The 24,446-nt window shown below is 52.6% G+C and carries 23 protein-coding genes and 1 other annotated feature (1 of these 24 running past the window's edge); of the genes, 17 read left to right on the top strand and 6 right to left on the bottom strand.

Translation table 11 applies throughout. From position 1 onward, the window contains the following. Nucleotides 1-257 (top strand) — a binding site (T-box leader); it begins 12 nt to the left of the window's first position. Nucleotides 258-326: 69 nt separating this feature from the next. After that, nucleotides 327-1,580, top strand: coding sequence for a tyrosine--tRNA ligase (gene tyrS, locus U9M73_RS08950; RefSeq protein ID WP_323076900.1), 1,254 nt, complete (start codon nt 327-329; stop codon nt 1,578-1,580). Between the two features lie 112 nt (nt 1,581-1,692). After that, entirely contained in the window at nt 1,693-1,908 is a 216-nt protein-coding gene (locus U9M73_RS22170) for an HIT family protein (protein WP_083791500.1), read from the top strand. A 113-nt stretch (nt 1,909-2,021) separates the two neighbouring features. On the opposite strand, the gene rpsD is transcribed toward U9M73_RS22170, so the two are convergent. Then, nucleotides 2,022-2,621 carry a 30S ribosomal protein S4 gene (gene rpsD / locus U9M73_RS08945; protein ID WP_009225221.1) on the bottom strand — a complete coding sequence of 200 codons (600 nt, stop codon included), beginning with the start codon at nt 2,619-2,621 and terminating at the stop codon, nt 2,022-2,024. 468 nt (nt 2,622-3,089) lie between these two features. Between rpsD and U9M73_RS08940 the strand changes: the two genes are divergently transcribed. The 5 genes from U9M73_RS08940 (at nt 3,090) to U9M73_RS08920 (ending at nt 8,215) form a co-directional block, all read left to right on the top strand. After that, entirely contained in the window at nt 3,090-5,084 is a 1,995-nt protein-coding gene (locus U9M73_RS08940) for a sensor domain-containing diguanylate cyclase (RefSeq protein ID WP_260071658.1), read from the top strand. A 184-nt stretch (nt 5,085-5,268) separates the two neighbouring features. Then, nucleotides 5,269-6,141 (top strand): hypothetical protein, encoded by an 873-nt coding sequence (locus tag U9M73_RS08935; protein ID WP_323076899.1) that lies wholly within the window; start codon nt 5,269-5,271, stop codon nt 6,139-6,141. Nucleotides 6,142-6,298: 157 nt separating this feature from the next. Next, nucleotides 6,299-7,414, top strand: coding sequence for an aminopeptidase (locus tag U9M73_RS08930; protein ID WP_009225224.1), 1,116 nt, complete (start codon nt 6,299-6,301; stop codon nt 7,412-7,414). Nucleotides 7,415-7,496: 82 nt separating this feature from the next. Then, nucleotides 7,497-7,742 carry an HPr family phosphocarrier protein gene (locus U9M73_RS08925; protein WP_009225225.1) on the top strand — a complete coding sequence of 82 codons (246 nt, stop codon included), beginning with the start codon at nt 7,497-7,499 and terminating at the stop codon, nt 7,740-7,742. Nucleotides 7,743-7,924: 182 nt separating this feature from the next. Then, entirely contained in the window at nt 7,925-8,215 is a 291-nt protein-coding gene (locus tag U9M73_RS08920; protein WP_009225226.1) for an Fpa/YlaN family protein, read from the top strand. A gap of 81 nt (nt 8,216-8,296) precedes the next feature. On the opposite strand, the gene cax is transcribed toward U9M73_RS08920, so the two are convergent. Beyond that, nucleotides 8,297-9,367, bottom strand: coding sequence for a calcium/proton exchanger (gene cax / locus U9M73_RS08915; RefSeq protein WP_009225227.1), 1,071 nt, complete (start codon nt 9,365-9,367; stop codon nt 8,297-8,299). 138 nt (nt 9,368-9,505) lie between these two features. Here cax and U9M73_RS08910 point away from each other — a divergent pair, with 138 nt between their 5' ends. Beyond that, the gene (locus U9M73_RS08910; protein ID WP_036645252.1) at nt 9,506-9,868 is read left to right on the top strand and encodes an Asp23/Gls24 family envelope stress response protein; all 363 of its coding nucleotides are present in this window, start codon (nt 9,506-9,508) and stop codon (nt 9,866-9,868) included. 137 nt (nt 9,869-10,005) lie between these two features. Here the strand turns inward: U9M73_RS08910 and ftsW are convergent, their stop codons facing one another. Further along, nucleotides 10,006-11,259: a putative lipid II flippase FtsW gene (gene ftsW / locus U9M73_RS08905; RefSeq protein WP_323076897.1), complete on the bottom strand. Its 1,254-nt coding sequence runs from the start codon at nt 11,257-11,259 to the stop codon at nt 10,006-10,008. Nucleotides 11,260-11,270: 11 nt separating this feature from the next. After that, a complete protein-coding gene (locus tag U9M73_RS08900; RefSeq protein WP_009225230.1) occupies nt 11,271-11,612 on the bottom strand; it encodes a YugN family protein in 342 nt (113 codons plus the stop codon). 230 nt (nt 11,613-11,842) lie between these two features. On the opposite strand from U9M73_RS08900, the gene U9M73_RS08895 reads away from it, so the two are divergent. The 7 genes from U9M73_RS08895 (at nt 11,843) to U9M73_RS08865 (ending at nt 18,762) form a co-directional block, all read left to right on the top strand. Then, nucleotides 11,843-13,012 carry a M20 family metallopeptidase gene (locus U9M73_RS08895; RefSeq protein WP_009225231.1) on the top strand — a complete coding sequence of 390 codons (1,170 nt, stop codon included), beginning with the start codon at nt 11,843-11,845 and terminating at the stop codon, nt 13,010-13,012. Between the two features lie 45 nt (nt 13,013-13,057). Beyond that, the gene (locus tag U9M73_RS08890; RefSeq protein WP_036645298.1) at nt 13,058-13,480 is read left to right on the top strand and encodes a CBS domain-containing protein; all 423 of its coding nucleotides are present in this window, start codon (nt 13,058-13,060) and stop codon (nt 13,478-13,480) included. 97 nt (nt 13,481-13,577) lie between these two features. Further along, nucleotides 13,578-15,272 carry a DNA repair helicase XPB gene (locus tag U9M73_RS08885; RefSeq protein WP_009225233.1) on the top strand — a complete coding sequence of 565 codons (1,695 nt, stop codon included), beginning with the start codon at nt 13,578-13,580 and terminating at the stop codon, nt 15,270-15,272. Beyond that, nucleotides 15,269-17,185: a helicase-associated domain-containing protein gene (locus U9M73_RS08880; RefSeq protein ID WP_323076895.1), complete on the top strand. Its 1,917-nt coding sequence runs from the start codon at nt 15,269-15,271 to the stop codon at nt 17,183-17,185. Before U9M73_RS08885 ends, U9M73_RS08880 begins: the two co-directional genes overlap by 4 nt. Before the next feature lie 104 nt (nt 17,186-17,289). Continuing rightward, entirely contained in the window at nt 17,290-17,727 is a 438-nt protein-coding gene (locus U9M73_RS08875) for a YlbF/YmcA family competence regulator (protein WP_036645300.1), read from the top strand. 76 nt (nt 17,728-17,803) lie between these two features. Beyond that, entirely contained in the window at nt 17,804-18,067 is a 264-nt protein-coding gene (locus U9M73_RS08870) for a YlbG family protein (protein WP_009225236.1), read from the top strand. 257 nt (nt 18,068-18,324) lie between these two features. Beyond that, nucleotides 18,325-18,762, top strand: coding sequence for a hypothetical protein (locus tag U9M73_RS08865; RefSeq protein WP_009225237.1), 438 nt, complete (start codon nt 18,325-18,327; stop codon nt 18,760-18,762). Nucleotides 18,763-19,215: 453 nt separating this feature from the next. Here U9M73_RS08865 and U9M73_RS08860 read toward each other — a convergent pair whose 3' ends face one another. Next, nucleotides 19,216-20,124: an IS1595 family transposase gene (locus tag U9M73_RS08860; protein ID WP_323076892.1), complete on the bottom strand. Its 909-nt coding sequence runs from the start codon at nt 20,122-20,124 to the stop codon at nt 19,216-19,218. Between the two features lie 411 nt (nt 20,125-20,535). Between U9M73_RS08860 and U9M73_RS08855 the strand changes: the two genes are divergently transcribed. After that, a complete protein-coding gene (locus U9M73_RS08855; RefSeq protein WP_009225239.1) occupies nt 20,536-21,441 on the top strand; it encodes a selenium metabolism-associated LysR family transcriptional regulator in 906 nt (301 codons plus the stop codon). A gap of 31 nt (nt 21,442-21,472) precedes the next feature. Continuing rightward, nucleotides 21,473-22,357: a PHP domain-containing protein gene (locus U9M73_RS08850; protein ID WP_260071664.1), complete on the top strand. Its 885-nt coding sequence runs from the start codon at nt 21,473-21,475 to the stop codon at nt 22,355-22,357. A 217-nt stretch (nt 22,358-22,574) separates the two neighbouring features. On the opposite strand, the gene U9M73_RS08845 is transcribed toward U9M73_RS08850, so the two are convergent. Then, on the bottom strand, nt 22,575-24,344 hold the full coding sequence (locus U9M73_RS08845; RefSeq protein ID WP_323076890.1) for an Rqc2 family fibronectin-binding protein: 1,770 nt from the start codon (nt 24,342-24,344) through the stop codon (nt 22,575-22,577). Between the last annotated feature and the right edge of the window lie 102 nt (nt 24,345-24,446).

Below are 24,446 nucleotides of genomic sequence, written 5' to 3'. Positions count from 1 at the left end.
AAAGACTCAGTAGAAGGCGGAATCCCGTCGCTCAGAGAATCGGTGGTTGCTGCGAACCGAATGGGCGGATCCCTTTTGAATTACCGTCTGGAGCCGTCCGGGGGAACGCGCGTAGAATGCGCCAGTAGTCCGGTACCGGGAAATCCCGTTATGTGAATGAAGTGAAAACCGTCATCGGTTCGTCTGGCAATCCGCCGCAGGATCCGCAAACGGTTTTAATTAGGGTGGTAACGCGAGTGCTCCTTCTCGTCCCTTGGGATGAGAAGGAGCTTTTTTGCGTTCCGTTTTCTAAGCAGGACTAACGAATATGGAGGGAAAGAAGAGCAATGAAATGGGAAGAATTAAGCGCGGCCCAGCAAGCCGAGGTGGAACGCCAACTTCAGGTGATTTCCCGCGGTGTTGTGGAGATCGTGCCGGAGGATGAGCTGAAGCAAAAAGTGATCAAGTCGGTTGTGACCGGCAAGCCGCTGAAAGTTAAACTGGGGCTGGACCCTTCCGCGCCGGACATTCATATCGGCCATACGGTGGTTATGCAGAAGCTGCGGCAGTTTCAGGAGCTCGGCCATCAGGTGCAGCTGATCATCGGCGACTTTACGGGGCGGATCGGCGATCCGACCGGCAAATCGGAAACCCGCAAACAATTAACCGAAGAAGACGTACAACGGAATGCGGAAACGTACCGCCAGCAAATCTTTAAAATTCTGGACCCGGAAAAAACGCAAGTTAACTTTAACTCGGAATGGCTGGCACCGATGACGTTTGCCGACGTCGTGAAGCTGTCCGCGAAGGTGACCGTGGCACGTATGCTGGAACGCGACGATTTTACGAAGAGGTATACAAGCGGTCAGCCGATTAGCATCCACGAGTTTTTCTACCCGCTGATGCAAGGCATGGATTCGGTGGCGCTGGAAAGCGATATCGAGCTGGGGGGAACGGACCAGAAGTTTAACTTGCTCATGGGCCGGACCTTGCAGAAGGAATATGGCAAAGACACGCAAGTCGCGATCATGACCCCAATCATCGAAGGCTTGGACGGCGTGCAGAAGATGAGTAAAAGCCTTGGCAACTACATCGGCATCGATGAAGCGCCAAACGAAATCTACGGTAAAGCGATGTCTGTGCCGGACGAGCTGATGACGAAGTATTTTGAGCTGGTGACTGACCTGTCCCTCGAAGAATTGGCTGAACTCACCGAAGGCCTCAAATCGGGAGCCGTGCATCCGCGCGACGCCAAGATGAAACTGGCCCATACGCTCGTCCGGATGTACCATGGTCAAGAAGCTGCCGATGCAGCGCAGGAGCATTTCGTAACGGTGTTCCAGCAACGTGCGCTGCCGGAGGATATCGAGGAGAAAGAAATTCCTGCCGCTGAGCTGGTCAATGGGAAAATCCGTCTGATCAAGTTGCTGACGTTGCTAGGGTTCGCCGCATCAAATGGGGAGGCAAGACGCAGCATCCAGCAGGGTGCGGTTAAGCTGAACGAAGAGAAGATCAGCGACCCGAATGCGGAAGTAGAGCTGGCGGGCGGAGAGATCATCCAGGTCGGTAAACGCAAATTCGCCAAGTTGTCGGTAAAATAAGAGGAATGGACTATATAAAGATCCCTCGCCAATTTTTGCATATAATCATGCATAATCAGCTAAAAGAGGAACAGAACTTTACTGTTCCTCTTTTAGTCAGAGAAAGGGTCTAATGATGGTTGATTGTATACTTTGCAATGTATTAGAAACCCGAGAAGCTGTGGTTCTACACGAGTCAATACATGTTCTGTGTATTTTCGATCTATATCCGGCTACCAAGGGGCATTTATTGATTTTTCCGAAGCAGCATATTGAACGCTTGCACCTGATCGAAGATGATCGCTTACAAAATGAGCTGTTCCAAACGTTAGTGACCGTATGTAAGTGACTGGTGGAAAGTCAATTGTGTACGGATTACAGCATTATGACCAAATAGCCAAAGGTAGGCACAAAAAAACCGACCCAAGTTGAGAACAACTTGGGTCGGTTTGCTTCCGAATCTTAACGGTTGTAGAACTCGACGATTTGCTTCTCGTCGATGTCTTGCGACAGCTCGGAACGTTCTGGCAAACGGATGTATTTGCCTTCCAGAGTCGTGTCGTTGAATTCCAGGTAAGCCGGAACATGCGTACGGTTCTCCAGAGCTTCCTTCACGGAAGAGAGACCACGGCTTCTTTCACGAAGGCCGATTACGTCGCCAACGTTTACGCGGTAAGAAGCGATGTCTACTTTCTTGCCGTTAACCGTTACGTGACCGTGGGATACGAGCTGACGTGCACCAGCACGGGAGTTCGCGAAGCCCAGACGGTAAACAAGGTTGTCCAAACGGCTTTCAAGCAAGATCATAAACGTTTCGCCCGCGATACCAGGCATGTGCTGCGCTTTCTCGAACAGGGTGCGGAATTGCTTCTCACCCAAACCGTACATGTGGCGCAGTTTTTGTTTCTCGAGCAATTGTGCTCCGTAGTTACTTACTTTTCTGCGTTGGTTAGGACCGTGTTGCCCCGGAGGGAACGGACGTTTCAAATCTTTGCCAGTGCCGCTCAAGGAAATGCCAAGACGGCGGCTAAGTTTAAATTTAGGACCTGTGTAACGTGCCATTGTATAGGTAGACTCCTTTGTTAGTTAAATTTCGTCTAGGGTTCTACTTGCGCGGGTTTTGTTTGGTTGAGCGAAGGATAGATAATGATACGCTCCCTGACAGGAAAGTTCAGCCGCTGTCCCGTCAGCAACAAAAACCGAGAGGGTGCTCGCATGCGTTACGCCCTAAGTAAGACTCTATCCAGTCTTCATCAACAATATATATTATATGAATTGAGGTTATAAAGTCAATAAGTGATTTTGTAGAGATGGGTGGATTTTTGTCGATAGGGCTTTAGTCCCAAAAAAATACCTTAAACCTTAGGATTTATAATGCAAAACCCTAAGGAAGATAGTAAAATAGAGATATCAGACAAGATCGGATATGGCGGAGATGGACAAGCTTGAACTTCAGGACAAGAGCTTGTCCGTTTAATATTTATCGCAGAAGGGTTACAATTCCAACGCAGCATATAAAGGAGCTTTTTTATGGCCGATCAATCCTTGGGTCAGCCGATGCTGAACCTGAATAACGCTTCCGGCCTGCCGCGGCTTGATGATGTCAACGATTATACCGATTGGCTGCGGCAGCTAGATATTAACGCCCACGATTTTCCCTACATCGATTCCATATTACAACAGGGATTTGCGGAATGGCGCAAACAGATCAGCGATATGCCGGAACTCGGCGAGGCTGATTTCTTCCTTGCCGGCAGCCGCGGCGAGAAGCTGCTTGCCGATTCGTTGAACCCGCGGCAACCGCTGGAACGTTCCTGGCCTAGCGGAATGGAAGAGGTCATCAAGCAGAGCTTGTATGAGCGCAAAGCCATCGCAGCCCAGAAGGCCGACGGAGTTTATGCGGCTGTACCGGTGTATACACGCATTCATGGCGAGTTGTTTGCGGTGTTTGGCTGTCTCATGCGTGAGAGCTGCACTTCAGAGGCGATCTTGTTAGCCAAGATGGCGGCCCGGCTGTTTCAAACCTGTTTTTATCGTTGCTTTGAGGGAATGTTCATTACGGATTTGGTCCGCATCCAGCAGCAAGCCAAGCGGGAGGAGCAGCGCCGCTCTAAGCTTTTTCAAATGGTGCAGAAGCTTCATGATAAGATCGACGTGGATTCGGTCCTGACCGAGGTGTTCGAGCGGGTGTCCGGCATGTATCCGAATGCCCGTCTGGAGTTGCTTATGTCTCAGGATCATGTAAGTCTCGATCCGCGGGTTAAATCGTTTCAATTGCTTGGACAAGGCGATGAGCTGCTCGTGAGGGCTTTCATGGAGGGCAGAATGCAGGTCAGGGAAACCGTGGATCCGAAGGGAGAAGGCGAAAGAAATTTGGAAATCGCCGTACCTCTCAGTGGCAAACAAGGGGTGTACGGGGTTTTCCACTTGCGCATCCAGCGTGAGGAGATCGATGATGTGGATTTGCAGCTGATCGGCATGCTGGCCGATACGGCCGGCACGGCATTTGAGAACGCGAAGCTGTATGAACAATCGAATTTGCTGATCAACGAGCTGAGGCTGATCAATGAATTAACGAAACGGCTGAATCAAAGTCTGCGGCTCAAGGAAGTTTTCCAATTTGCAACCGAAGAGTTGCTATCGATTTTTCAGGCGGAGTATTGCTGTATTTCCCAATTAAACAAAGAGACAGAAACGTTCGAGATTGTGTCCAGCAATGTTCCGGGGCTGTCGAAGGAGCATTTTCCGAAAAACTATGGATTCAGCGGGCTGGTATATTCCACGCAGGAGCCGATCATTCTGTCGGACTTTCAAGCCTATGGGAAGGTATCCTCGAGATTTATGGAGGAGACGAACTCCCGCTCGCTGATCACCGCACCTTTGTTCGTCCGGGGAGAAGTGAACGGGGTAATCATGCTGGCGCACCGCAAGACCCGCTTTTTTTCTTATGATAATTACAAGCTGCTTCAGGTCTTATCCTCACACATCGGTCTTGCAATCGCCAACGCGTCGCTGCATGCGGAGGTACGCCGGATGGCCAATCGCGATATGCTGACTGGACTTTACGCCCGCCATTACGTCGATGATGCGATCCAGGAATTCCAGAAGAAAGACACGAACGGTTCCTTAATCATCGTGGATATTGATCAGTTTAAGCAGGTCAACGACACGTACGGGCACCAAACCGGGGATAAAATCCTGAAGCAGGTGTGCGCAATCGTCAAGAGCTCAATCCGCAAGACAGATATCGCCGCCCGCTGGGGAGGCGAAGAACTGGCGGTGTACTTGCCCGGTGCAAGCGCTGAGAACAGCTACCAAATCGCAGAAACGATTCGGCTGCGCGTCGCGATGGATACCGATCCGCCGGTGACCGTCTCATGCGGTATCGCTGAGTGGGTAAAGGGCGATGAGAAGCTTAGCGTGGAGTCGCTTTTCTATGAGGCGGATATGGCGCTGTATAAAGCCAAGAACAACGGGCGGAACCAGACGCAAGTCGGATCCAGAGAGGACGCCCCCTCCTCGTAAATGGTTGCTTTATTGGTATAGAACGCTCTCGACCGGACATATGGACGGCGGGAGCGTTCTTTTTTGGGTTGCCGGTCGAACCTGCGAATAGAGTGACCGTCCCTGTGGCAGGATACTGCTAGAACTAGCAAAAGGAATGATCCGGTGGGGAACCGGGTTTATTTTTTCAGGCGGGGGCTTGCATATGAAGGGGATATCACGGAGAAGGCCAACGTATAAATATCGGTTAGGGAAGATCATCTATGGCCTGCTAGTCACGCTAATCTTGGCGTCGTGCGGGATCAACGAAGCGAGGACGCCGGAGCAGTGGTTTGACTTCACCTGGTCCGGGCTGGCGGGATGTGACACGTTAACCTTTCGCGGCTTAGCCGCCTTGCAGCGCGGAAACGGGCAAGGGCTGGAAGAGAGTTTCAGTTATACGGGACGTCTTCAAGAGCATAGGGAATTAAGTATCCGAGGCGAGCCGATGGGTCAACGGGCGGGAAACCCTGCAGGCCATCTGCAAACGGCGGGATTAGCAGAGCCGAATGGCTGGGAAGCCAAGCTCCGGTTAGAGCACGGGAACTGGCTGGTGCAATCCGATGACCACAATGCGCTGCTGCAAGGGGTGGTCCGTCTGAACCCGCTGGAACAACTAGAGGAGATTCGAATGGCCGCTAAGAAAACGATCACTTCCGAAAGCGGTGCTGCACGGGGGACGAAGGTGCTTCGGATCGAGATGGATCCAGCCGAAGCTACCATGCGGTTAAAGGATCGCTTGCTGTCGGAAATGGAGCTCACGCGTGAGGCCGGGCTGGCGCAATTAGAACAGGTGCCGGCTTCACAGAAGGAGCAGCTGCGAAACGAGTTGTCGCAGATCTGGACGACGGGCAGCAAGCAGTTAGCGGTCATGCTGAAGCAAATGAAAGCGACCGTCGTCTACCATTTGACGATTGACCGCAAATCGGGATTACCTTCCAGGCTGACCTCGGAGACGACGTTGAATTATTTGTCACCCAAAGGCGTGCCGCAGCGGGAGGTGCTGCGAACCGATAACCGGTTTGAGGGTTATCAGTAGGCGTGAGTGACATCCTAGGTTAGGCTGACTTTCCGACCCTATCGTGCTACAATAGCAGAAGAATTAACCAATGGTTAAACCAATGGGGTGTTTGGACGGCCGGCACGGGTTGTAATACCAAATCCCACAACGAATATTGAGGAGAGTGTGAAGCCAGATGCGAGATCCTAGAATTCAGAAGCTGGCGGAAAACCTGGTTGGTTATTCCGTAAATGTACAACCGGGAGAGAACGTCCTGGTCGAAATGATTGGCGATGAACGTGATTTGCTGAAAGCGGTCGTGGAAGAGGTTGGGAAGAAGGGCGGGAACGCCTTCGTTGAGATTACTGACCGGGCTGTACAACGTGCGCAATTGAAATACGCCACGGAAGACGGCATCAAAACCTGGGCGGAATACGATTTAAAACGGATGCAAATGATGGACTGTTACATCGGCATTCGTGCGGGTTCTAACGTCAACGATCTGTCCGACGTACCCGAAGATAAGATGAAACTGTACAATTCGCTTTATTCCCACCCTGTACATAGCGAACAACGGGTGAAACGTACGAAATGGGTTGTGCTCCGTTATCCGAACGCCAGCATGGCCCAATTGGCCAATACGAGCACGGAAGCGTTCGAGGATTTCTATTTTGACGTATGTAACCTGGATTATGCCAAAATGGATCGGGCGCAAGATGCCTTGGCCGATCTGATGAACAGAACGGACAAAGTCCGGATTGTTGCTCCGGGCACCGACCTGACCTTCTCGATTAAAGACATTCCGGCGGTCAAGTGCTCCGGTCAAAGGAATATCCCGGATGGTGAAGTCTATACGGCTCCGGTCCGCGATTCCGTAAACGGCACGATCAGCTACAATACGGCTACGCTGTACAACGGAGTTACGTTCGAGAATATCAAATTCCGCTTCGAGAACGGTAAGATCGTTGAAGCTACGAGCAACGACACGAAACGGATGAACGAAATCCTGGATTCGGACGAAGGGGCTAGATATATCGGGGAGTTTGCGATCGGATTCAACCCGTATATTTTGCATCCGATGAAGGACATCTTGTTCGACGAGAAAATTGCGGGCAGCCTTCACTTTACCCCAGGTCAAGCTTATGAGGAAGCCGATAACGGCAACCGTTCCTCGATTCACTGGGATCTTGTGCTGATCCAGCGTCCGGATTACGGCGGCGGAGAAATTTATTTTGACGATGTACTGATCCGTAAGGATGGCATTTTTGTGCTGCCTGAGCTTGAGGGATTGAACCCGGAAAACCTGAAGTAATCAGAAATCCTCCTTGCTAGGAAAGCGGATTCAATGTATGATTGAAGTATGTTATTTCCAATGTTAAAGACGGAGGGATCCTATGGCCACGAACAATGAAGCGGTAGTCGAAATTGCCCAAACAGCAGGCAAGTTCACTTCTTCCATTGTGCTTCAAGCGGACAATAAGTACATCGATGTAAAAAGTATCCTCGGCCTCTTCACCACGCTCGTAAATACGAAGAGCTATGAGCTTCACGTTCACGGACCGGATGCGGAAGAAGCGAAGAAAGCCGTAACCGAAGTGTTTGCGAAACACGGGTTGGACGTCAAAGTTGTTGCCGATTAATGTCAATGAGAAACACTCCCGACTTAGGTCGGGGGTGTTTTTTAATGCCTGCGAACAGCGGTACTCAGCGGTTTTTCATAGATAGGTTAATTTAAGCAGGTTCTTGTATTGGCTTTCGATTTCGTCTAATATTAAGATTAGAGATGAATGGTAGGCGATTTTGGACATAGGGGGGAAGAAGCATGACTTCATCTGAGTTGCAGGAGCAACTAAACCTGAAGGCACTTAATCTTCTGAAAGAAGATGCAGATAAAATTGAGAAGCTGATCGAAGTACAGATGGAGAACTTGGCCACACGTTATTGCCCTCTCTATGAGGAAGTGCTGGATACCCAGATGTATGGATTCTCCAGACAAGTAGATTACGCAATTCGCGTCGGACTTATTCAAGAAACGGTAGGTAAACAAATCCTCAGCAGATTGGAACGTAATTTGGCCTCGCTGTATGAAGCCATGAACAATAGACAACAGTAAGGCATTTGCTGTTGCTGCTAAATAATACAAGCGTATGCTTCGGAAGTTGCCGAAGACATACGCTTGTTTTGTTGTTGAGGGTTATACGAGATAAAACGAAACGCCGAGAATCATATAGACCGCCAGCAGCAGTACCCCTTCAAACCAGTTGGTTTGGCCGTCCTGCGTGATGGATTTGGCGATAAATACCGAGACGCCAATCGCGGCCAACTCGATGACGGTAAATACGATATCCATCGGCTTGCCAAACAGATGGCTGACGAAGATGAGCACAGGAGCCACGAACAAAGCGATCTGCAAGCTAGAGCCGACGGCGATTTCTACGGCTGCCCCGATTTTGTTCTTCATCGCCAGCATGATGGCAGCGCTGTGTTCGGCGGCATTACCAACGATCGCAACGACAAAGGCACCGACGAACAACTCGCTCAGACCGAAATCGGCGGTCAGCGTGTCAAGCGTATGTACCAACCATTCGCTGACGAACGCAACCATAACGGTAGCGATCACCAGATATAAAATCGACTTCCCCTTGGACCAGGCCGGGGCATGTTCATGCGGAAGCTCTTCCGCGTCCTTCTCGCTAATATCTGCCAGATGGTTCTTGTGCGTGATCATGGAGAAGATCAGCCAGAGGATATAGGCGACAATCAGAACGCCGGCAACAACCAAACTGAGCGCGAAACGATCGTCCTCGTGCAGCACGTGGGTTTGCAGGAAGATCGCCGGGACGAACAATGCGATGATCGCTACGATCATCAGCGAGCCGTTCATGCCGGCTAACGTGACGTTATATTTTTGCACCTTGTGCTTTAAGCCTCCCGCAAACAAGCTGAGCCCCAGCACGAGCAGCAGGTTGCCGATGATGGACCCGGTAATGCTGGCCTTCACCATGTCGAACAGCCCTTCGCGGACCAGCATGATGGCGATAATCAATTCGGCCGCATTACCGAAGGTGGCATTTAGGAAGCCGCCCAGGCGTTGACCCGCGTAATGCGCCACGCTCTCCGTTGCCCGGCCGAGAAAGCCCGCGACAAGAATGACGGCGATCGCGGAGATGACAAATTCTAACGTTGCTGACCAGTGCGCGTAATGCCCCATGGCGCTAAGTGCAAAGAAAATCAGCAACAATGCGGGTGAAATAAACTTTTTCATGGAACACCTCGAGTTAGTCATTTTTTGGCAATAAACTGAATGTAACAATTTTACTCAAAATTAATCGAAAGGTCTACATTTGCTTTAATACGACTTCCGATTTACAATGAAATTAATGAGGTTGAAGGAGGAATGACCATGACCGAACAACTGCAGTTGGATAGCGGGCAAATTCGGATTTCAGACGATGTTGTCGCCAAAATCGCCGGAATGGCTGCTCTAGAGACACCGGGGATTGCCGCGATGTCCGGGGGGCTTTCCGAAGGTTGGGCTAAACGGTTAAGCGGCAAAAATGTGCAAAAGGGCGTCACGGTCGAAGTTGGTCAATTGGAGGCGGCAATCGACCTGCGAATTATCGTGTTATATGAGACGCCGATCCACGAAGTTTGCCGGATGCTTCAGCAAAATGTTCGAGAAGCGGTAGAGAGCATGACGGGACTTAAAATTGTAGAAGTGAACGTGAAAGTCGAGGGCGTGGCGTTTAAGGACGATGAAATCTGATCGCCCCTTCCTTGACCTTCTGCAGCATACCTGAGTTTCGCTTTCGGCCTCGAATGACCGGATTGCTGGCATATGCAGTAAGCATAAAGAAGACTACGGAGATCATCACTCCGTAGTCTTCTTTTGTTAGCTTCAAATTATAAACCGCGCCGGGCTTCTCTGCGCAGTTCGAACGGCGTTGGTTCGCGGATGATCACCGATTTGGTGCGTTCCTGCTTCAATGGCGGAGATGATTCGCGCGAAATGCTAAGCACAATGCCCATCGAGACCATCATAACGAGCAGCGAAGAGCCGCCGTAGCTAATGAAGGGCAAGGTGACGCCGGTCACCGGAATCGTGTTGGTGACGCCGCCGATGTTAACGAACGCCTGGATAGCGATCAAGCCCATAATCCCAACCCCAACTAACGTGCCAAACGTGCTTTGGCAGCGCAGCGACACGAGCAGCCCGCGCCAAATGAAATAAATATAAAACAGCAGGAAGATCAACGTACCGATAAACCCGAATTCTTCGCCGATGACGGAGAAAATAAAATCGTTATACGCATTCGGCAAATAATGCAGCTTCTGAATGCCTTGTCCGAATCCAGTACCGGTTAGTCCGCCATGGCCAATCGCGGTGAGCGATTGAATCAGGTTGTAGCCGGTTCCTTGCGTATCATGCCATGGGTCGAGGAAGGCTTCGATCCGGCCCATCCGATAATCGCTGCTCGCAGCGACGGTGGGATCGGGCGGATTGATCTTGTCCCACAACGCTTCGACGCCTAGCACGATGCTGGCACCTAATATGAGCAACCCAATGGAACCGAGAATGTGCTTCAAATTCGCGCCGCCGGCGAAAATAATCAGCCCGGCGGTAGCCACAAGAATCAGACAAGAGCCAAGGTCAGGCTGGAGCATGATCAAGCCGGCGACAAAACCAACGATGACCATGACCGGGATATACCCGGTTCTTAGATCCCGGAACCGCTCGCCTTTCTTGGAGATGAGGGCCGACAGGTACAAGATCGTCGTGATTTTAGCAAGCTCCGTCGGTTGAATCCCGAGCGTACCAATCGTGAACCAGCTGGTCGCGCCATTGATGCGTCCGCCGATAAAGGGTACAAGCAGCAGCATAATGATGGCCAGGATGAACACAGGGATAAACAGCTTCTTATATTTCTCGTAAGGGATATTCATCGTCACGAACATGCCGACTAACCCGATTAAGGCGAATATAATCTGCCGTTTCGTAAAATACATCGGGTCATAACCAAATTTGGCATCAACCAGCGTGATGCTGGAGCTGGAGCTGAACACCATAACGATTCCGAAACCGGCCATCAGCAAGGTTAAGATGAGCAACTGAAAATCGGGGGCTCCGCGTCTTGGTTTCTCTGTGCCTTCTTTCATCGCGTTACCGATTAGGCCTCAAGAAGTTCCTTTAATTCCGTCAACTTATGATTGGCGGTCTTCATGACCATCGCAGGAATCTCCGATTCATACTCCAAGCCGTGCGGAAAAGTGGCCCGCCCCATATAGACCGCTTCGATTGCCAGTACCGTGTCTGGACGTTCCAGTTTGCCTTCTACCACCCGTGTATTGATGCGGAGGTAATAGTCGCTGTTATTATATTCAATTTTATAATCGTATGTAGCGCGGTAATATTCCCATTGCCAACGGATGAAGCCTACCTTCTCCGCAGCTTCGTCTAAGTAAGCCAAATCGCTTTGCAGTCCGTCCAATCCGGTATTTTCTACGATCATTGTAAAGAGTGCCCCCTTCAAAATATTGGTCCAAAGTTCACGGATCGATTCAAATGTGAACTTTTTTCATCAAAGTTATCACACTTATCCCCATGATATTATGTTTCCATCGGTTGTGCAAGCATGGGAAAACCTCGCAAATCGGCGGCTTTCCTTAAGGTAAATCTGAACGAGTCACCCGTTTTCTGCTACAATAAGCTAAACGAGATCGTGGAAAGAGGAGTGGGACGATGGAGGAGAAGCTGTTAAGCGATTTGTTTCCATCCATGGTGGAGCGGCGGCGTCATTTTCACCGCTATCCGGAGCTTTCCTTCATGGAAAAGGAGACTTCAACGCTGGTCGCCGATAAGTTGCGGGAGCTGGGGATCGAAACGACAACTAATGTCGGCGGGTTTGGCCTTGTAGCCCGCATCCGGGGAGAGCTTCCCGGCAAAACGGTGGCGCTTCGGGCTGATATGGACGCGTTGCCAATCCAGGACGAAAAAACGTGCGAGTACGCCTCTCAGCACCCCGGCGTGATGCACGCCTGCGGTCACGACGGCCACACGGCAACGCTGCTGGCACTGGCGGAGTACTACAGCCGCACCAAAGCGAAGCTTCGCGGGGAGATCCGTCTAATCTTCCAGCCGGCGGAAGAGGTTTGCCCGGGAGGGGCGAAATCGATGATCGAGGAAGGTGCGCTGGACGGCGTGGACGTTATTTACGGAGTGCACCTGTGGACGCCGATTCCGGTCGGCACGGTGGCGAGCGCACCGGGACCGTTGATGGCTTCGACCGACGAGTTCTTCATCGATGTGCAGGGACGCGGGGGGCATGGTGGCATGCCGCATAAAACGGTGGACAGCGTGGTGGCCGCTTCGGCGCTTGTGCTGCAGCTGCAAAGCGTGGTGAGCCGCTCGGTGGATCCGCTGGACCCGGCCGTTGTGACGATCGGCTCGATCCAGGGCGGCACGGCGCAGAACATCATCGCCGACCGCTGCAGATTGTCCGGCACGGTCCGCTGCTTCCGCGAGGAGACGCGGGAGCTCATCCGCGAGCGGATTCATGTGTTGGCCCAAAGCACGGCGGAAGCATACGGTGCGAAGGCACAAATCAACTATATGATGGGCTACCCGAGCTTGGTGAACGATGAAGGTGAATACCATCGTTTTACGAAGGTGGCTCCGGGGGTGTTCGGACTGCGGGCCGAGCTGTCGCCGAAGATCATGCCGGCGGAGGATTTTGCCTACTATTTGCAATGGGTTCCGGGCTGTTTCATGTTTGTTGGCGCGGGAAATCCCGGCAAGGGCGCAATGTATCCGCACCATCATCCCAAATTTGATATCGACGAAGACGCCATGCTGCATGCGGCGGGGCTGCTGGCGGCGATGGCGGAATCCTATCAGGACGAACACGCATAATCGGATTCCTACTTTGGCACGCTATGTTCAAAGGAGGGATTTATGTTGAGAAAAGTTAGCGAGATTATGACCCAAAACGTCGTTACTGTGACGCCGCAGGATAATGTTTACGAAGTAGCGGTTAAAATGAAAGAACACGACACGGGTTTCATTCCGGTAGTTGAAGGCGGAGATAAGCTGATTGGCGTCATCACAGACCGGGATTTGGTGATCCGCGGTATCGCCGAGAAGCGTCCCGGCTCGACGGCAGTCTCCGAAGTGATGACCAAAGGGATCAAAACCGCTTCCCGCGACATGTCGGTGGACGAGGCCGCAGAACTGATGGCCGAGCAGCAAATCCGCCGGCTCCCGGTATGCGAAGGGGATCGCTTGATCGGGATCGTATCGCTTGGCGATTTGGCGGTACGTAATATTTTTGCCGACAATGCCGGGGAGGCTCTGTCCGAAATCTCGGAGCAGGTACATTAATGACGAAGAGAAAGTAAGCGGGAGAGGTTCGCAGCCTTGGCGGCGGACTTCTCTTTTTGCTGGTTGCAAGAGGCTGATCTAAAGGAGGGCATAACCGATGATAGAAACGGGAGCATGTATCGTTCAGCGAGATTTAACGGTGCTGCTGGAGAAGGAGCATCCCGGCTTCGAAACGGCGCGGGAACAGTTGTCCCATTATGCCGAGTTGGTGAAGAGCCCGGCTTATTATCATACATATCGAATTACTCCGCTCACATTATGGCATGCCGCTTCCTGCGGGATCGATGCGGATCGAGTGCTGGAAGAACTTCAGTCTATGGCCCGATATGGACTGCCGAGCGGCGCGGCTGAAGACATCCGCAACTGGATGGGAAGGTTCGGGCAGCTGAAGCTGCGTCCGGTTCCAGGTGAATCGGACCGATTGGAACTGGAGTACGTTGGAACCGAAGAAGAGGGTTTTCTGGAGCAGTTATCCCGACAACTGGATTTACCGGCGGGGACTTGGAGCCTGGTGGACAAGCGCCATCTCCATCTGCCGGCCGCATGGCGCGGCAGCTTAAAACGAGAACTTGCCCGGCTGGGTTATCCTGTCCTGGACGAAGCAGGCTACCACCAAGGCCGCAACCTGAAGTTTGCTCTCCGGGAGGAACTGGAAGGAGGAAGGCCGTTTCGGCTCAGACCGTACCAACAGGAAGCGGTCGCTGCATTTGCCGGCAAGGCTGGTGAAGGCGGAAGCGGTGTTGTCGTACTTCCCTGCGGAGCGGGAAAGACCGTAGTTGGACTGGCCGCCATGGAACGGTTCCAGTGCGAGACGCTGATTTTAACCTCCAATGTGACCTCGGTACGTCAATGGATTTCCGAAATGATTTCGAAAACGACTTTGCCGCCGGAAGCGGTTGGAGAATATTCAGGAGAGAAAAAACAAGTCAAACCGGTGACGGTTTCGACCTATCAAATATTGACCCATCGAGCCCGCAAAGAGGAGGGCTTCAAGCATATGTCCCTGTTCCAAGAACGGGATTGGGGATTAATCATTTACGATGAAGTTCATCTTCTTCCGGCGCCGATTTTCCGGGCAACCGCCGATATTCAGGCGACCCGTCGGCTTGGGCTGACCGCCACCCTGATTCGCGAGGACGGTTGCGAGCGGGACGTCTTCTCCTTGATCGGACCCAAACGGTATGATGTCCCATGGAGAACGCTTGAAGAGAGCGGTTTTATCGCGCAGGTCGATTGCCAGGAAATCCGGGTGGCGATGCCCGAGCCACAACAGAATCAATACGCCCGGGCGGAAGGGCGGGAGAAGTTTCGAATCGCCGCGGAGAACCCGTATAAGAACGAGATCGTACGGCGATTGCTGGACCGGCATCGGGACCGTCAGGTACTGATTATCGGGCAATATTTGGATCAGCTGCAAAGCATCGCCGCGGAACTCCACGTTCCGCTCATTACCGGGAGTACGCCGCAGGCGGAACGGAGCAGATTGTTTCAGGCGTTCCGCGAAGGGGAAATTCCGGTTCTGGCCGTGTCCAAAGTAGCCAATTTTGCGGTAGATTTGCCGGATGCGTCGGTGGCGATTCAAATCTCCGGCAGCTTTGGTTCGCGTCAAGAGGAGGCGCAGCGTCTCGGACGGATTCTGCGGCCGAAGCGAGACGGCGGCAGGGCTTATTTTTATACCCTCGTGTCGGAGAACACCCGCGAACAGGAATTTGCCCTCCGGCGGCAATTGTTTTTGCTGGAGCAGGGTTATGAGTATGCCGTGCGGCGCGAGCAGGAGGGGATCGAAGCATGAGCAGGCGGTCGGAAATGCCAGCTTACGAAGATTCTTTGATAGATGGGCCAGTTAGGGAGCCATTAAACGAAGCGGAGATGGAGGCGCTCCGGCTCCTGTTTCGGCGTTATGCAGGACAGCCGTTTCGGCTGGAACAAGCTAACGCCGCCGCGGCTGGCAGCTTGAGCGGAGCCGACATTCGCGCTGCATTGCCGGTGCTCCTGCGCTCTGGAGAAATCGCTGCGGTACGCAAGGCTTGGGGAGAGAAGCTGTTTTACATCCCGCTCGACCGCCAGCTAGAGATGTGGAAGATATGGGGGTACGCGGAGCTGCGGGAGCAGAACCCGGTGCGCGTGGAACTTGAACGGGAGGCCAAACCTGGATTGGCGTTGGATTTGTTCCGCGCTTTGACCTGGATTGCCGCCAATGGACTGCGGATGACGGCGAAAGGGACGATTCACCAGAAGGAACACAGCAAGTTGGAAGACCGAATTGCGCTGAAAGCGGAAGACATCGCAGGTCTGCAGCTCAACTATCCGCATCCGGACGTATATTCTCCCGCACTTGCGGTTGTGATGGATCTGCTGCTGGCGCTAGGGCTGATCGCCAAGGAGAGGGTGGTTTGGCGGGCGGATGTCCCGGGAATGGCGGCATGGCTGTCCTTGGATGTGCCGGCGATGAACTTCGTTCTAATGCGCGAGCTGCAGCGCTATGTTCCGGCTGACGTTGGACTGCAGCATGTCGCCTTGCGACTAACGGCACCGGATTTAAAACCCGGCGCGTGGTATTCGGTGGAGGAACTGCTGGGTTCGCTCCAAGACCAGGGGCTGCTGGGGGTGGAGAGCGGCGATCTGTCACCGGAGCGCGCCGCTTGGATCGAAGGATGGCTTGAAGCTTTGTGCGGCTGCGGCTGGATGGAGCTTGGCCGCCATCCGGAGGATGGCCGGATGTTCCGTTGGCTGATTGAACGGGACGCTTCTTCGCCGACGGCTTCCCCATCGGCGAAAGGGAAGCTGATCGTGCAGCCTGATTTCGAGCTGCTGGTTCCGCCAGACGTACCGTTTACGGTCCGGTTTGAGCTGGAGGCTTGCGCTGAACTGGCCTCGTCAGGCGTAATGAGCGTCTACCGTTTGACGCGTGCGGGCCTGGAGCAGGCATGCAAGTTGGGTCGTACGCCGCAGGAGATCCTGCAGCTGCTGGAGGAGCATTCTGCCGGTGTACCAGCGCCTGTTCGCGACGGCTTGCTCCAATGGGGGCGGGAAATCGGCCGTACCACGCTCACCGAAGTGAAACTGCTCAGCTGTGCGGATACGGAAGCCGCGGACCGCATTGCAGATTTGCCATCGCTGGCCGGCAAGCTGGAGCGGATTGGTCCGCTTCATTTTCTCGTAACGACGGACAGCGAGGCGGAAGTGATCAAGATTCTAGAAAGTGAGCGATTGGCTCCGGTTCACCGGGGCACTCCAGCCCCCAATGAACCGATTCTTCCGAAGCTTACGGAAATGGAAATCACCTGGTCAAATGATGAGGGGCCGAGCGGGCAGAAGGGCCAAGGCTGGATTTATAAAGGAGCGGATCTGCACTTTTATGAGCCGGAAACCCGTCCGCCAGAAGTAGACGAGCTGTTCCCGGGTTTGTCGGAGATCCCTGTCATGTGGTGGAAGGAATTGCGGCGTTATCACGCCTCGACCGCCCGTGAACTGATCGAACGGGCTTTGGCCTGGTCTGCCAAGCTGATGCTGCAGATCGGAGGAGAGAGCGTTGTTTGCGTGCCGCTGGCAGTCGTGGAAAGTGAAACGGATTGGCAAGTCAGAGTGCGTAAGCTACCCTCATCTGAGGCACAGGGAAAAGAGACTCCAGGAGAGGAAGTGCTGCTGTCACCCCGAGATTGGCAGGCGATCCGCCTAATTCTCCCAACAGGCTTACGCAAATGAGAGCTTAGGAAGGATGAACCTCTTCTGCTCGCTAAAGGATTGTGGTATGATAGTGACGTCTACCTGTTGGGTGGAACAATAACCACAAAAGCGAGATGAAATTCATGAGCGTAATCGCGAAGAATACGGTCGACATGGCCGAAGTGCTGATCAACGCCTATGAATTGGGCGATATGATAAATCAATCCGCCGCCGTTTCCGAATATTTGTATTGGAAAAAGCGCGTGGAAGAAGATAGTGAGATTCAGGCATGGGTCAAGAAGCTGGAAGCTCAGAAGGAACTGTTCCGGGAAACCGAGCGCTTTGGACATTTCCATCCGAATTATCACGAGGCCAAGGATAAAGTGGCCGAGGTGGAGCGGGAATTAGAGCGCTTCGAGGCGGTTCGGAAGTTTAAAGCCGCTGAGAACGAACTCGACGATATCCTCCACCAGATGTCGGAAATGATCGCTTATGCCGTTTCCGATACGATCAAGGTGCCAAGCAATGATCCGAATCCGAAAGGCGGATGCGGCGCCGGTGGAAGTTGCAGCTGCGGCTAAGAGCATAAGCAGCCGATCATTCCGGAAGATTGGTTTCCGGAAGTTCCAGGTAGTTAAGCCACGGGAGGGGAAAGTCATGTTTCCGGAGCGTACAGGATATATCATATGGGTAAGCGACTTGAAAGCGGCAAGGAACTTAGAAAAATACGGAAGCGTGCATTATCTATCCCGCCGCATGCATTATGTGGTTATGTATGTGAATGCCGATCGGGCGGAAGAGACGATGCGGAATATCCGTAAGTTATCCTATGTTCGCAAAATTGAGCGGTCTTACCGTGGGGAAATTAAAACCGAATACAGTAAGGACGTCCCGGACAAAACCCGCTTCTACGGACTCTAACCGAAGGTTAGACCAAGCGATTCGAATGCCAAAGCCGCGCAGCGAGCTACTCGTTGCGCGGCTTTTTTGTGTTTATACTGTCTCCTATGGATTTATAGTTCTATAGACCTTATTTTTTGGCAAAAAACACTTGAATCTTGTAGAAAATTAGGGAATGATGTAATATAATAGGCAAAAGAGCTTAGTTAAAAAGACCTAATTATTGGCAAATCACTTACTTATCTATTTACAAAGACCTATACAATGAGAGGTGCGGCATGAGAGACAAGGCAACGGAACGCTGGAGAACCTATGAATCCTTCTATATTCAACTAGGGGACAAGAGAGTTGCCGATATCGTAGTAACGAACCATGCCAAGCTCCGATACCAGGACAGAATTGATCGGGATAATGTCGGGGTTGAACAGATTGCCGGATGGGCTTGGGAATGTTTAAAGCAGGGACGCATAACGCCATATTATCGCAAGGAAGAGGACGTCTATTTAATTGATGACGATCTCGTGATGGTGGCTGAATTTGCGGAAATTCCCGGAGAGTTCGACCTTGCCGGACGCCCGATGCACCGCATGATCATCGTTACCTTTCTTGGACGGATGTCGGAAACCATTGAATTGCGCGATTTGAAATCTTATTATTCCTGGCTTCGCCATTCCCGGCGAATGACGCTGATGAAGAACAGCCGCAAGCACCGCTAGGAGCTGCGGGAGTAGGTCAAGACAGAAACTAGGCCGAAGCCGAAGATGAGAAAGAAGACGTAGAACGATTTGGAAAGAAGCATGCCGTTAACCGGTCTGCTTCTTTTGACATTTTAGCCTGTTGTGTCAAATACGATTTCACCGATTTTTCTGCAACTCAAATACACCGCTCCTCCGCTCCTCCGTTCCTCGCATCCTTCCCGTCTCCTGCATCCCTGGCGTCCCTCACGTCCCTCATGGCCCTCACGTCCTTCCCAGTGCGGGGGTGGCAGTGGCAGGATAACGTAGTTTCTCCGCCCCTTTTTAACGATTATCCCGTTGCGTCAGGTCATGGAGGAAGAGAAACTGGGAACAGGAAATGCTCTGAAGTTGATAAAGTTAAAAATACGTTGCAAAAAAAGCTAGTCGGGTGGTTTATTGCGAAAAATATAGATATGTTGATAAGCATCTCGATTAAGCCGCATCTGCAATGGTTGAGATCCGGCGGATTACGATTAGCTGGCGGTACGAGATTGCTGGAATGGACAGGCACATCTGCAGCATGTTCTGGCGCATTTCTTCCTCGGAAAAGGACATGCGCAGGTAACGGCGGACGGTATACTCATTCAAATACGCCTGCAAATGCGTTATCCCCAAGGCGACATACGTGCGTCTGATAGAGTCCCGTGCTTCTCTCACGACTTTCCGTAAGGGCAGATACATCCGATAAACGAAAGGGAACCACCGCTTGGTTGAGGTATGGACGTCTACATGCTTGTTGATGAACGTAGCGAGATCGTGCCGGGTAGCCCATTGCTCGCCTCCTCTTTTATGCGGTATCAGTTGGATCTTCACACGCTCGGGCTCACCAGACTCCGTGACCGTGCAGCCGGCGACGACTGCGGTGGCATAAGGTTGAGAAGCTGGATGAAAGCGGTTGGGATCCGTCCCATACTGATCGCGGTTCACCTTCACCTCTCCAGAGAGCAGCTCCCGGGCATCACATTCACCGAGGGTATAGCGGATTTTGTGCAGCATGAGCCACGCGGTCTTGTAGGCAACTTGGATCACCTGACTCAACCGCAGCGCTGAGATACCGTCGGGAAGCAGGAACAGCTCCATAGCTTGAAACCATTTCACCAAAGGCAGATGGGTTCTTTCAAAAATCGTACCCACCAAAGGCGAGGCTTGATAGCTGCATCTTCTGCACTCAAACAAAGGAAGTCGTCGGGAGGACAGACGGGTGCATTTGGTATAAGCGCAGCGCGGGCAAACGAAGCCGTCTGGCCACTTCATAGCGATGATCGCCTCGATACAGTCGGCCTCACTTTGAAAACGGCTGCTGATAGGTTGAAGCAGCTTTTTATTCATACCTAACTCCATGTCGGATCCCTCCAATGTGAATCTTCCCAACTCCAAAATTACGAACTAATGTTCTCTTTTTAAATTATACCAAACATATGTTCTGTACACAAGAAAAAACTCCCAAAAAATCAACTTACTCAATTGACCCCAATTAATCCTGAAGGGTCAGCTTTCTGGGACTGTCTCATTTAGAAAACCTCCTTCCACAATTCCTAATTTCTGAGCGAAAGGGATAATGGTGCAAAAGAGGCGCGAACAAGACCATATGCGGGCACATAAAGGGCACAGAAGTGATAAGAGCCATCGGATGTAGGGCAGGCGTTTTTTGATAGGGCAACAATTCATGGGACTAGCACTTTATGTAGTTGGCCCGGGCATGCTATTGTTAATGGAGAGCTTTGCAATGGAAAGAAAGGGGAGTGCCGGACGATGGCGTTAAACTATCACCAGCTTCATATTTTCTATACGGTGGCGCAGCGTGGCAGCTTCTCGGCTGCAGCCCAGGCACTGCACATGACTCAGCCTGCGGTTACGATGCAAATCCAATCGCTGGAAGATTACTTCGGCACGAAGCTACTGATCCGTTCTACGAAAAAGATCGAATTAACGGAAGCCGGCCAAACTTTGCTGCCGTTTGCTCGCCAGAGCGTGGAGTTAATTCGTGAAACAGAGCAGGCCATGTCGCGGCATACATCGATGCTGGAGGGGCGGCTGCAGCTCGGCTCCAGCTTGACGATCGGGGAATACGTCCTCCCTCGGCTCCTTGGGCCGTTTGGACAGCGATACCCTCATATCTCAATCGTGATGAAGGTGATCAACACGACGCAAATCATCGAGGAGATCCTGAATCACCAGCTGAGTTTCGGGTTAGTTGAAGCGCCGGTTCAACATCCGGACTTGGTATCCGAGCCTGTCATGGAGGATGAGCTCAAGCTAATTGTTCCCGCAGGCCACCCGTTGTCGGGGAGAAGGTCTGTAACGGTGGAGGAAGCGATTCATTACCCTTTTGTACTGCGGGAAAAAGGCTCTGGCACTCGTCAGGTGATGGAGGATGAACTGCGGAGATGCGGTGTTGACATCAATCAAATTCGTACTGTTATGGAACTCGGCAGCACGGGGGCGGTAAAATCGGCGGTCGAGGCCGGGATTGGCATCACGATTATTTCACCTTCTTCCGTTAAGCATGAGCAGGCGCTGGGACTGCTGGAGGTGCTGGATATTGAAGGGTTGTCTTTTAAACGGATGTTTTATTCGATCCACTTGAAATCGACGCTGTTGCCGGTCACAGCGGTGACGTTTTTGACTTTCCTGCGGGAATATCCGCAAACTACGTAAAAGACATTGCGAAAATGAAGGATGGGATAACATGGAACCACATATGGCAAACGAACGTTACGACCTTCATTCACATACCCAAGCTTCGGACGGGATGAATAAGCCGGCGGAAAACGTAAGGCTGGCCAAGGAGAAAGGGCTGACGGGCTTGGCCATCACAGATCACGATACCGTTGCCGGGATTGAGGAGGCTTTGCTGGCCGGGAAGGAGCTTGGCGTGGACGTTGTCCCCGGCATCGAAATCAGCACCCGCGCCGGGGGCAAAGACATCCATGTGTTGGGGTACTTCCTGAATTTCGAGGATGAACACCTTCTGGAGCGCTTGGCCCGGCTTCGGTCGGTTCGGGAGGAGCGAAATACCCTAATTATCGCGAAGCTGCAGCAATTAGGCCTTGAGATTACGATGGAGGAAGTGAAGGCTGGGGTGGCCCGGCCGCTGCGTCCGGGTGAAAGCTTGGGCCGGCCTCATATCGCCGATGTTCTCGTCCGCAAGGGGTACGTGTCGGATATGCGCGAGGCCTTTGATCGGTATTTGTCCGAAGGCAAACCAGGATATGCTTCTCTGCCGCGTATATCGCCGGAGGAGGCGATCACGTGGATTCATGAGGGAGGCGGCGCGGCGGTGTTAGCGCATCCGGGCTTGTACGGGGACGACGAGCTGGTGCGGTCGATCCTGGAGCGTGGGAAGCCGGACGGGATAGAAGTGTACCACTCTGACCACGGGGCGGAGGAGGAGATCCGTTATGCCGCCATGGCCGAGCAGTACGGGCTTATCGTGACCGGGGGATCCGATTATCACGGCGTGCGGCAGGGTGTTGTTTTTCACGGTGATTTGGGTGGACGCACGGCACCGCCGGGTACGGTGGAACGGTTGAAACAGGCGGCGGAGGCGGCCAGACGGGCTGAGAAAAACTGAAAAAACGGTGGTCCAAAGGGTCAATGAATCTATGATCCCTTTTGGAGCACCGTTTTTTATTGGGCAAATGTAAAAGTGCAGTCCGTTAGGCGTGAATCCGTGCAAATCCCCATGTGAAGCTGAGAATCTACTGTACTTTTGCATCTGATTGATTCAATTCGGCGGTTTTGGATGGGGTTCAACTGCACTTTTACATTTGAGACTTTGCCAACAATCATCAGCCGTTCTTCACTGTGTTCGGCAACGATTTAATGAGCTGTTCATCTGGCGTGACGTACAACGTCCGCTGGTGGTCGTAAATGACGAAGCCAGGCTTGGCGCCGTTTGGTTTGCGGACGTAGCGGATGAGGGTGCAGTCCACCGGGACGCTGCTTGATTGCTTCGCCTGGCTGAAATAGGCGGCAAGCTGCGCAGCTTCGTTTAACGTCGCATCGCCATATGAGTCGCTTCGGATTAGCACGTGTGAGCCCGGGATATCCTTCGTATGGAGCCAGGTATCGTTGGGTTTGCCGAGCCGGTTGGTGACGTATTCGTTTTGCAGATTGTTTTTGCCCACGTAAATTTCGATGCCCTCCGACGAAGTATAGACGTGCAACGTCGGACGGTCGTTCTTTTTCTTCTTCTTGCCCCGTTTGGCCCGGTCCCGCAAATATCCCTGCTGGGTCAACTCCTCGCGGATCTCGTCGATATCGCTTAACGTCGCATCGTTCAACTGCTGCAGCAAGCCATCGAGGTAAGCAATTTCCTCTTTAGCCAGCTTCATCTGTTCCTCGATGACGGCGAGGCTGTTTTTGAATTTGTTGTACTTCTTAAAGTACCGCTGGGCGTTCTCCGAAGGGGTCAGCAGCGGATCCAGCGTGATGGTCTCCATTCCCTGCGCTTCATCGTAGTAGTTGACCAACTCAACGCTGGTGTCGCCTTTGCGGATCGTATGCAGCGAAGGCAGCAGCAGCTCGCCCCAGATGCGGTAACGTTCGGCATCTTCGGCTTCGCTCAGATCTTTCTCCAGGTTAGTTAGCTTCTTTATGTTCTTGTTCCGCTCGTTTTGCAGGAAGCGCAGCAGGTCGCTCGTTTTCTGCTTGACCGTATCCCGCAGCGCTTTATCCCCGTAGTAGTCCTCCATGCATTCGCTGATCGAAGGATAGGTTCGAATCTCCCCGTGGGCGCTTGTGAGCCGAATGGCGGAGAAGATGCTTTTCCCTTTGGCGTTTTCGCCGGTAATGGGGGCATACTTCTGGCTGCGAACCTCCTCCATCAATCCGTCAAAAGCTAACCATAACCGCTCCGCTTCCTCCGGATTCAGCCCGATCTCCGCTGCAACGCCGCTGACCCCGGCGCGGGCATAGATTTCGCCGGCGATCAGCGGGCTCAGCCCGGCGAAGGCATCGACCAGCCAGCCGCTGCCGGTGCCTTTGCCTTCGGCTGTTGCCGCTTGCCAGGCGGCCATAAAAGCCGCACGATCCGCTTCGAGCGGATGAAGCTTGTGCTGCTCCGGCGGCGCTGTATAGGCGAAGCCGGGCATGACGATCCGATAGCCGGAAATGGCCGGCGTCACGTGATGAATTCCGTCCAATTGGGTACCGGTGGCCGGGTCGACCAGGATGATGTTGCTGTGCCGTCCCATCAATTCGATGATGATCCGCTTGATAGACAAATCGCCGAGCTCATCGCGCGTGCGGACGTCGATATGGATGATCCGCTCCATGCTGACCTGCGTCACCGCTTCGATAGTCCCACCCTCGCAGTGCTTGCGCAGCAGCATGCAGAACATCGGCGCCTCCAGCGGATTCGGAAACGAGGCTTCCGTAAAATGAACCCGCGGGTACGTCGGATTCGCCGACAGTAGGAGCCGCTTATTGCCGGCCTGCGTGCGCAGGTGAAAGACGAGGTCGCTTTCCGCGGGCTGATGTATTTTATTGATGCGACCGCCGATGCAGGTTTGCAATTCGTGTACGATCGCTCGGGTTACGATGCCGTCGAGTGCCATTTTATGATAATCTCCTGTTCTGAAACTTTTGTATGAAAGCGGCGGCTTCACGAGAAAGCCCTCCTCTATGATGCCATACTTCGGGCAAAAACTTAAGGGCTC

It is taken from the genome of Paenibacillus phoenicis (assembly GCF_034718895.1).
GTDB lineage: Bacteria > Bacillota > Bacilli > Paenibacillales > Paenibacillaceae > Fontibacillus > Fontibacillus phoenicis.
Note: the sequence above shows the minus strand (reverse complement) of the source record. Positions and strands in the feature narration are given on the sequence as shown.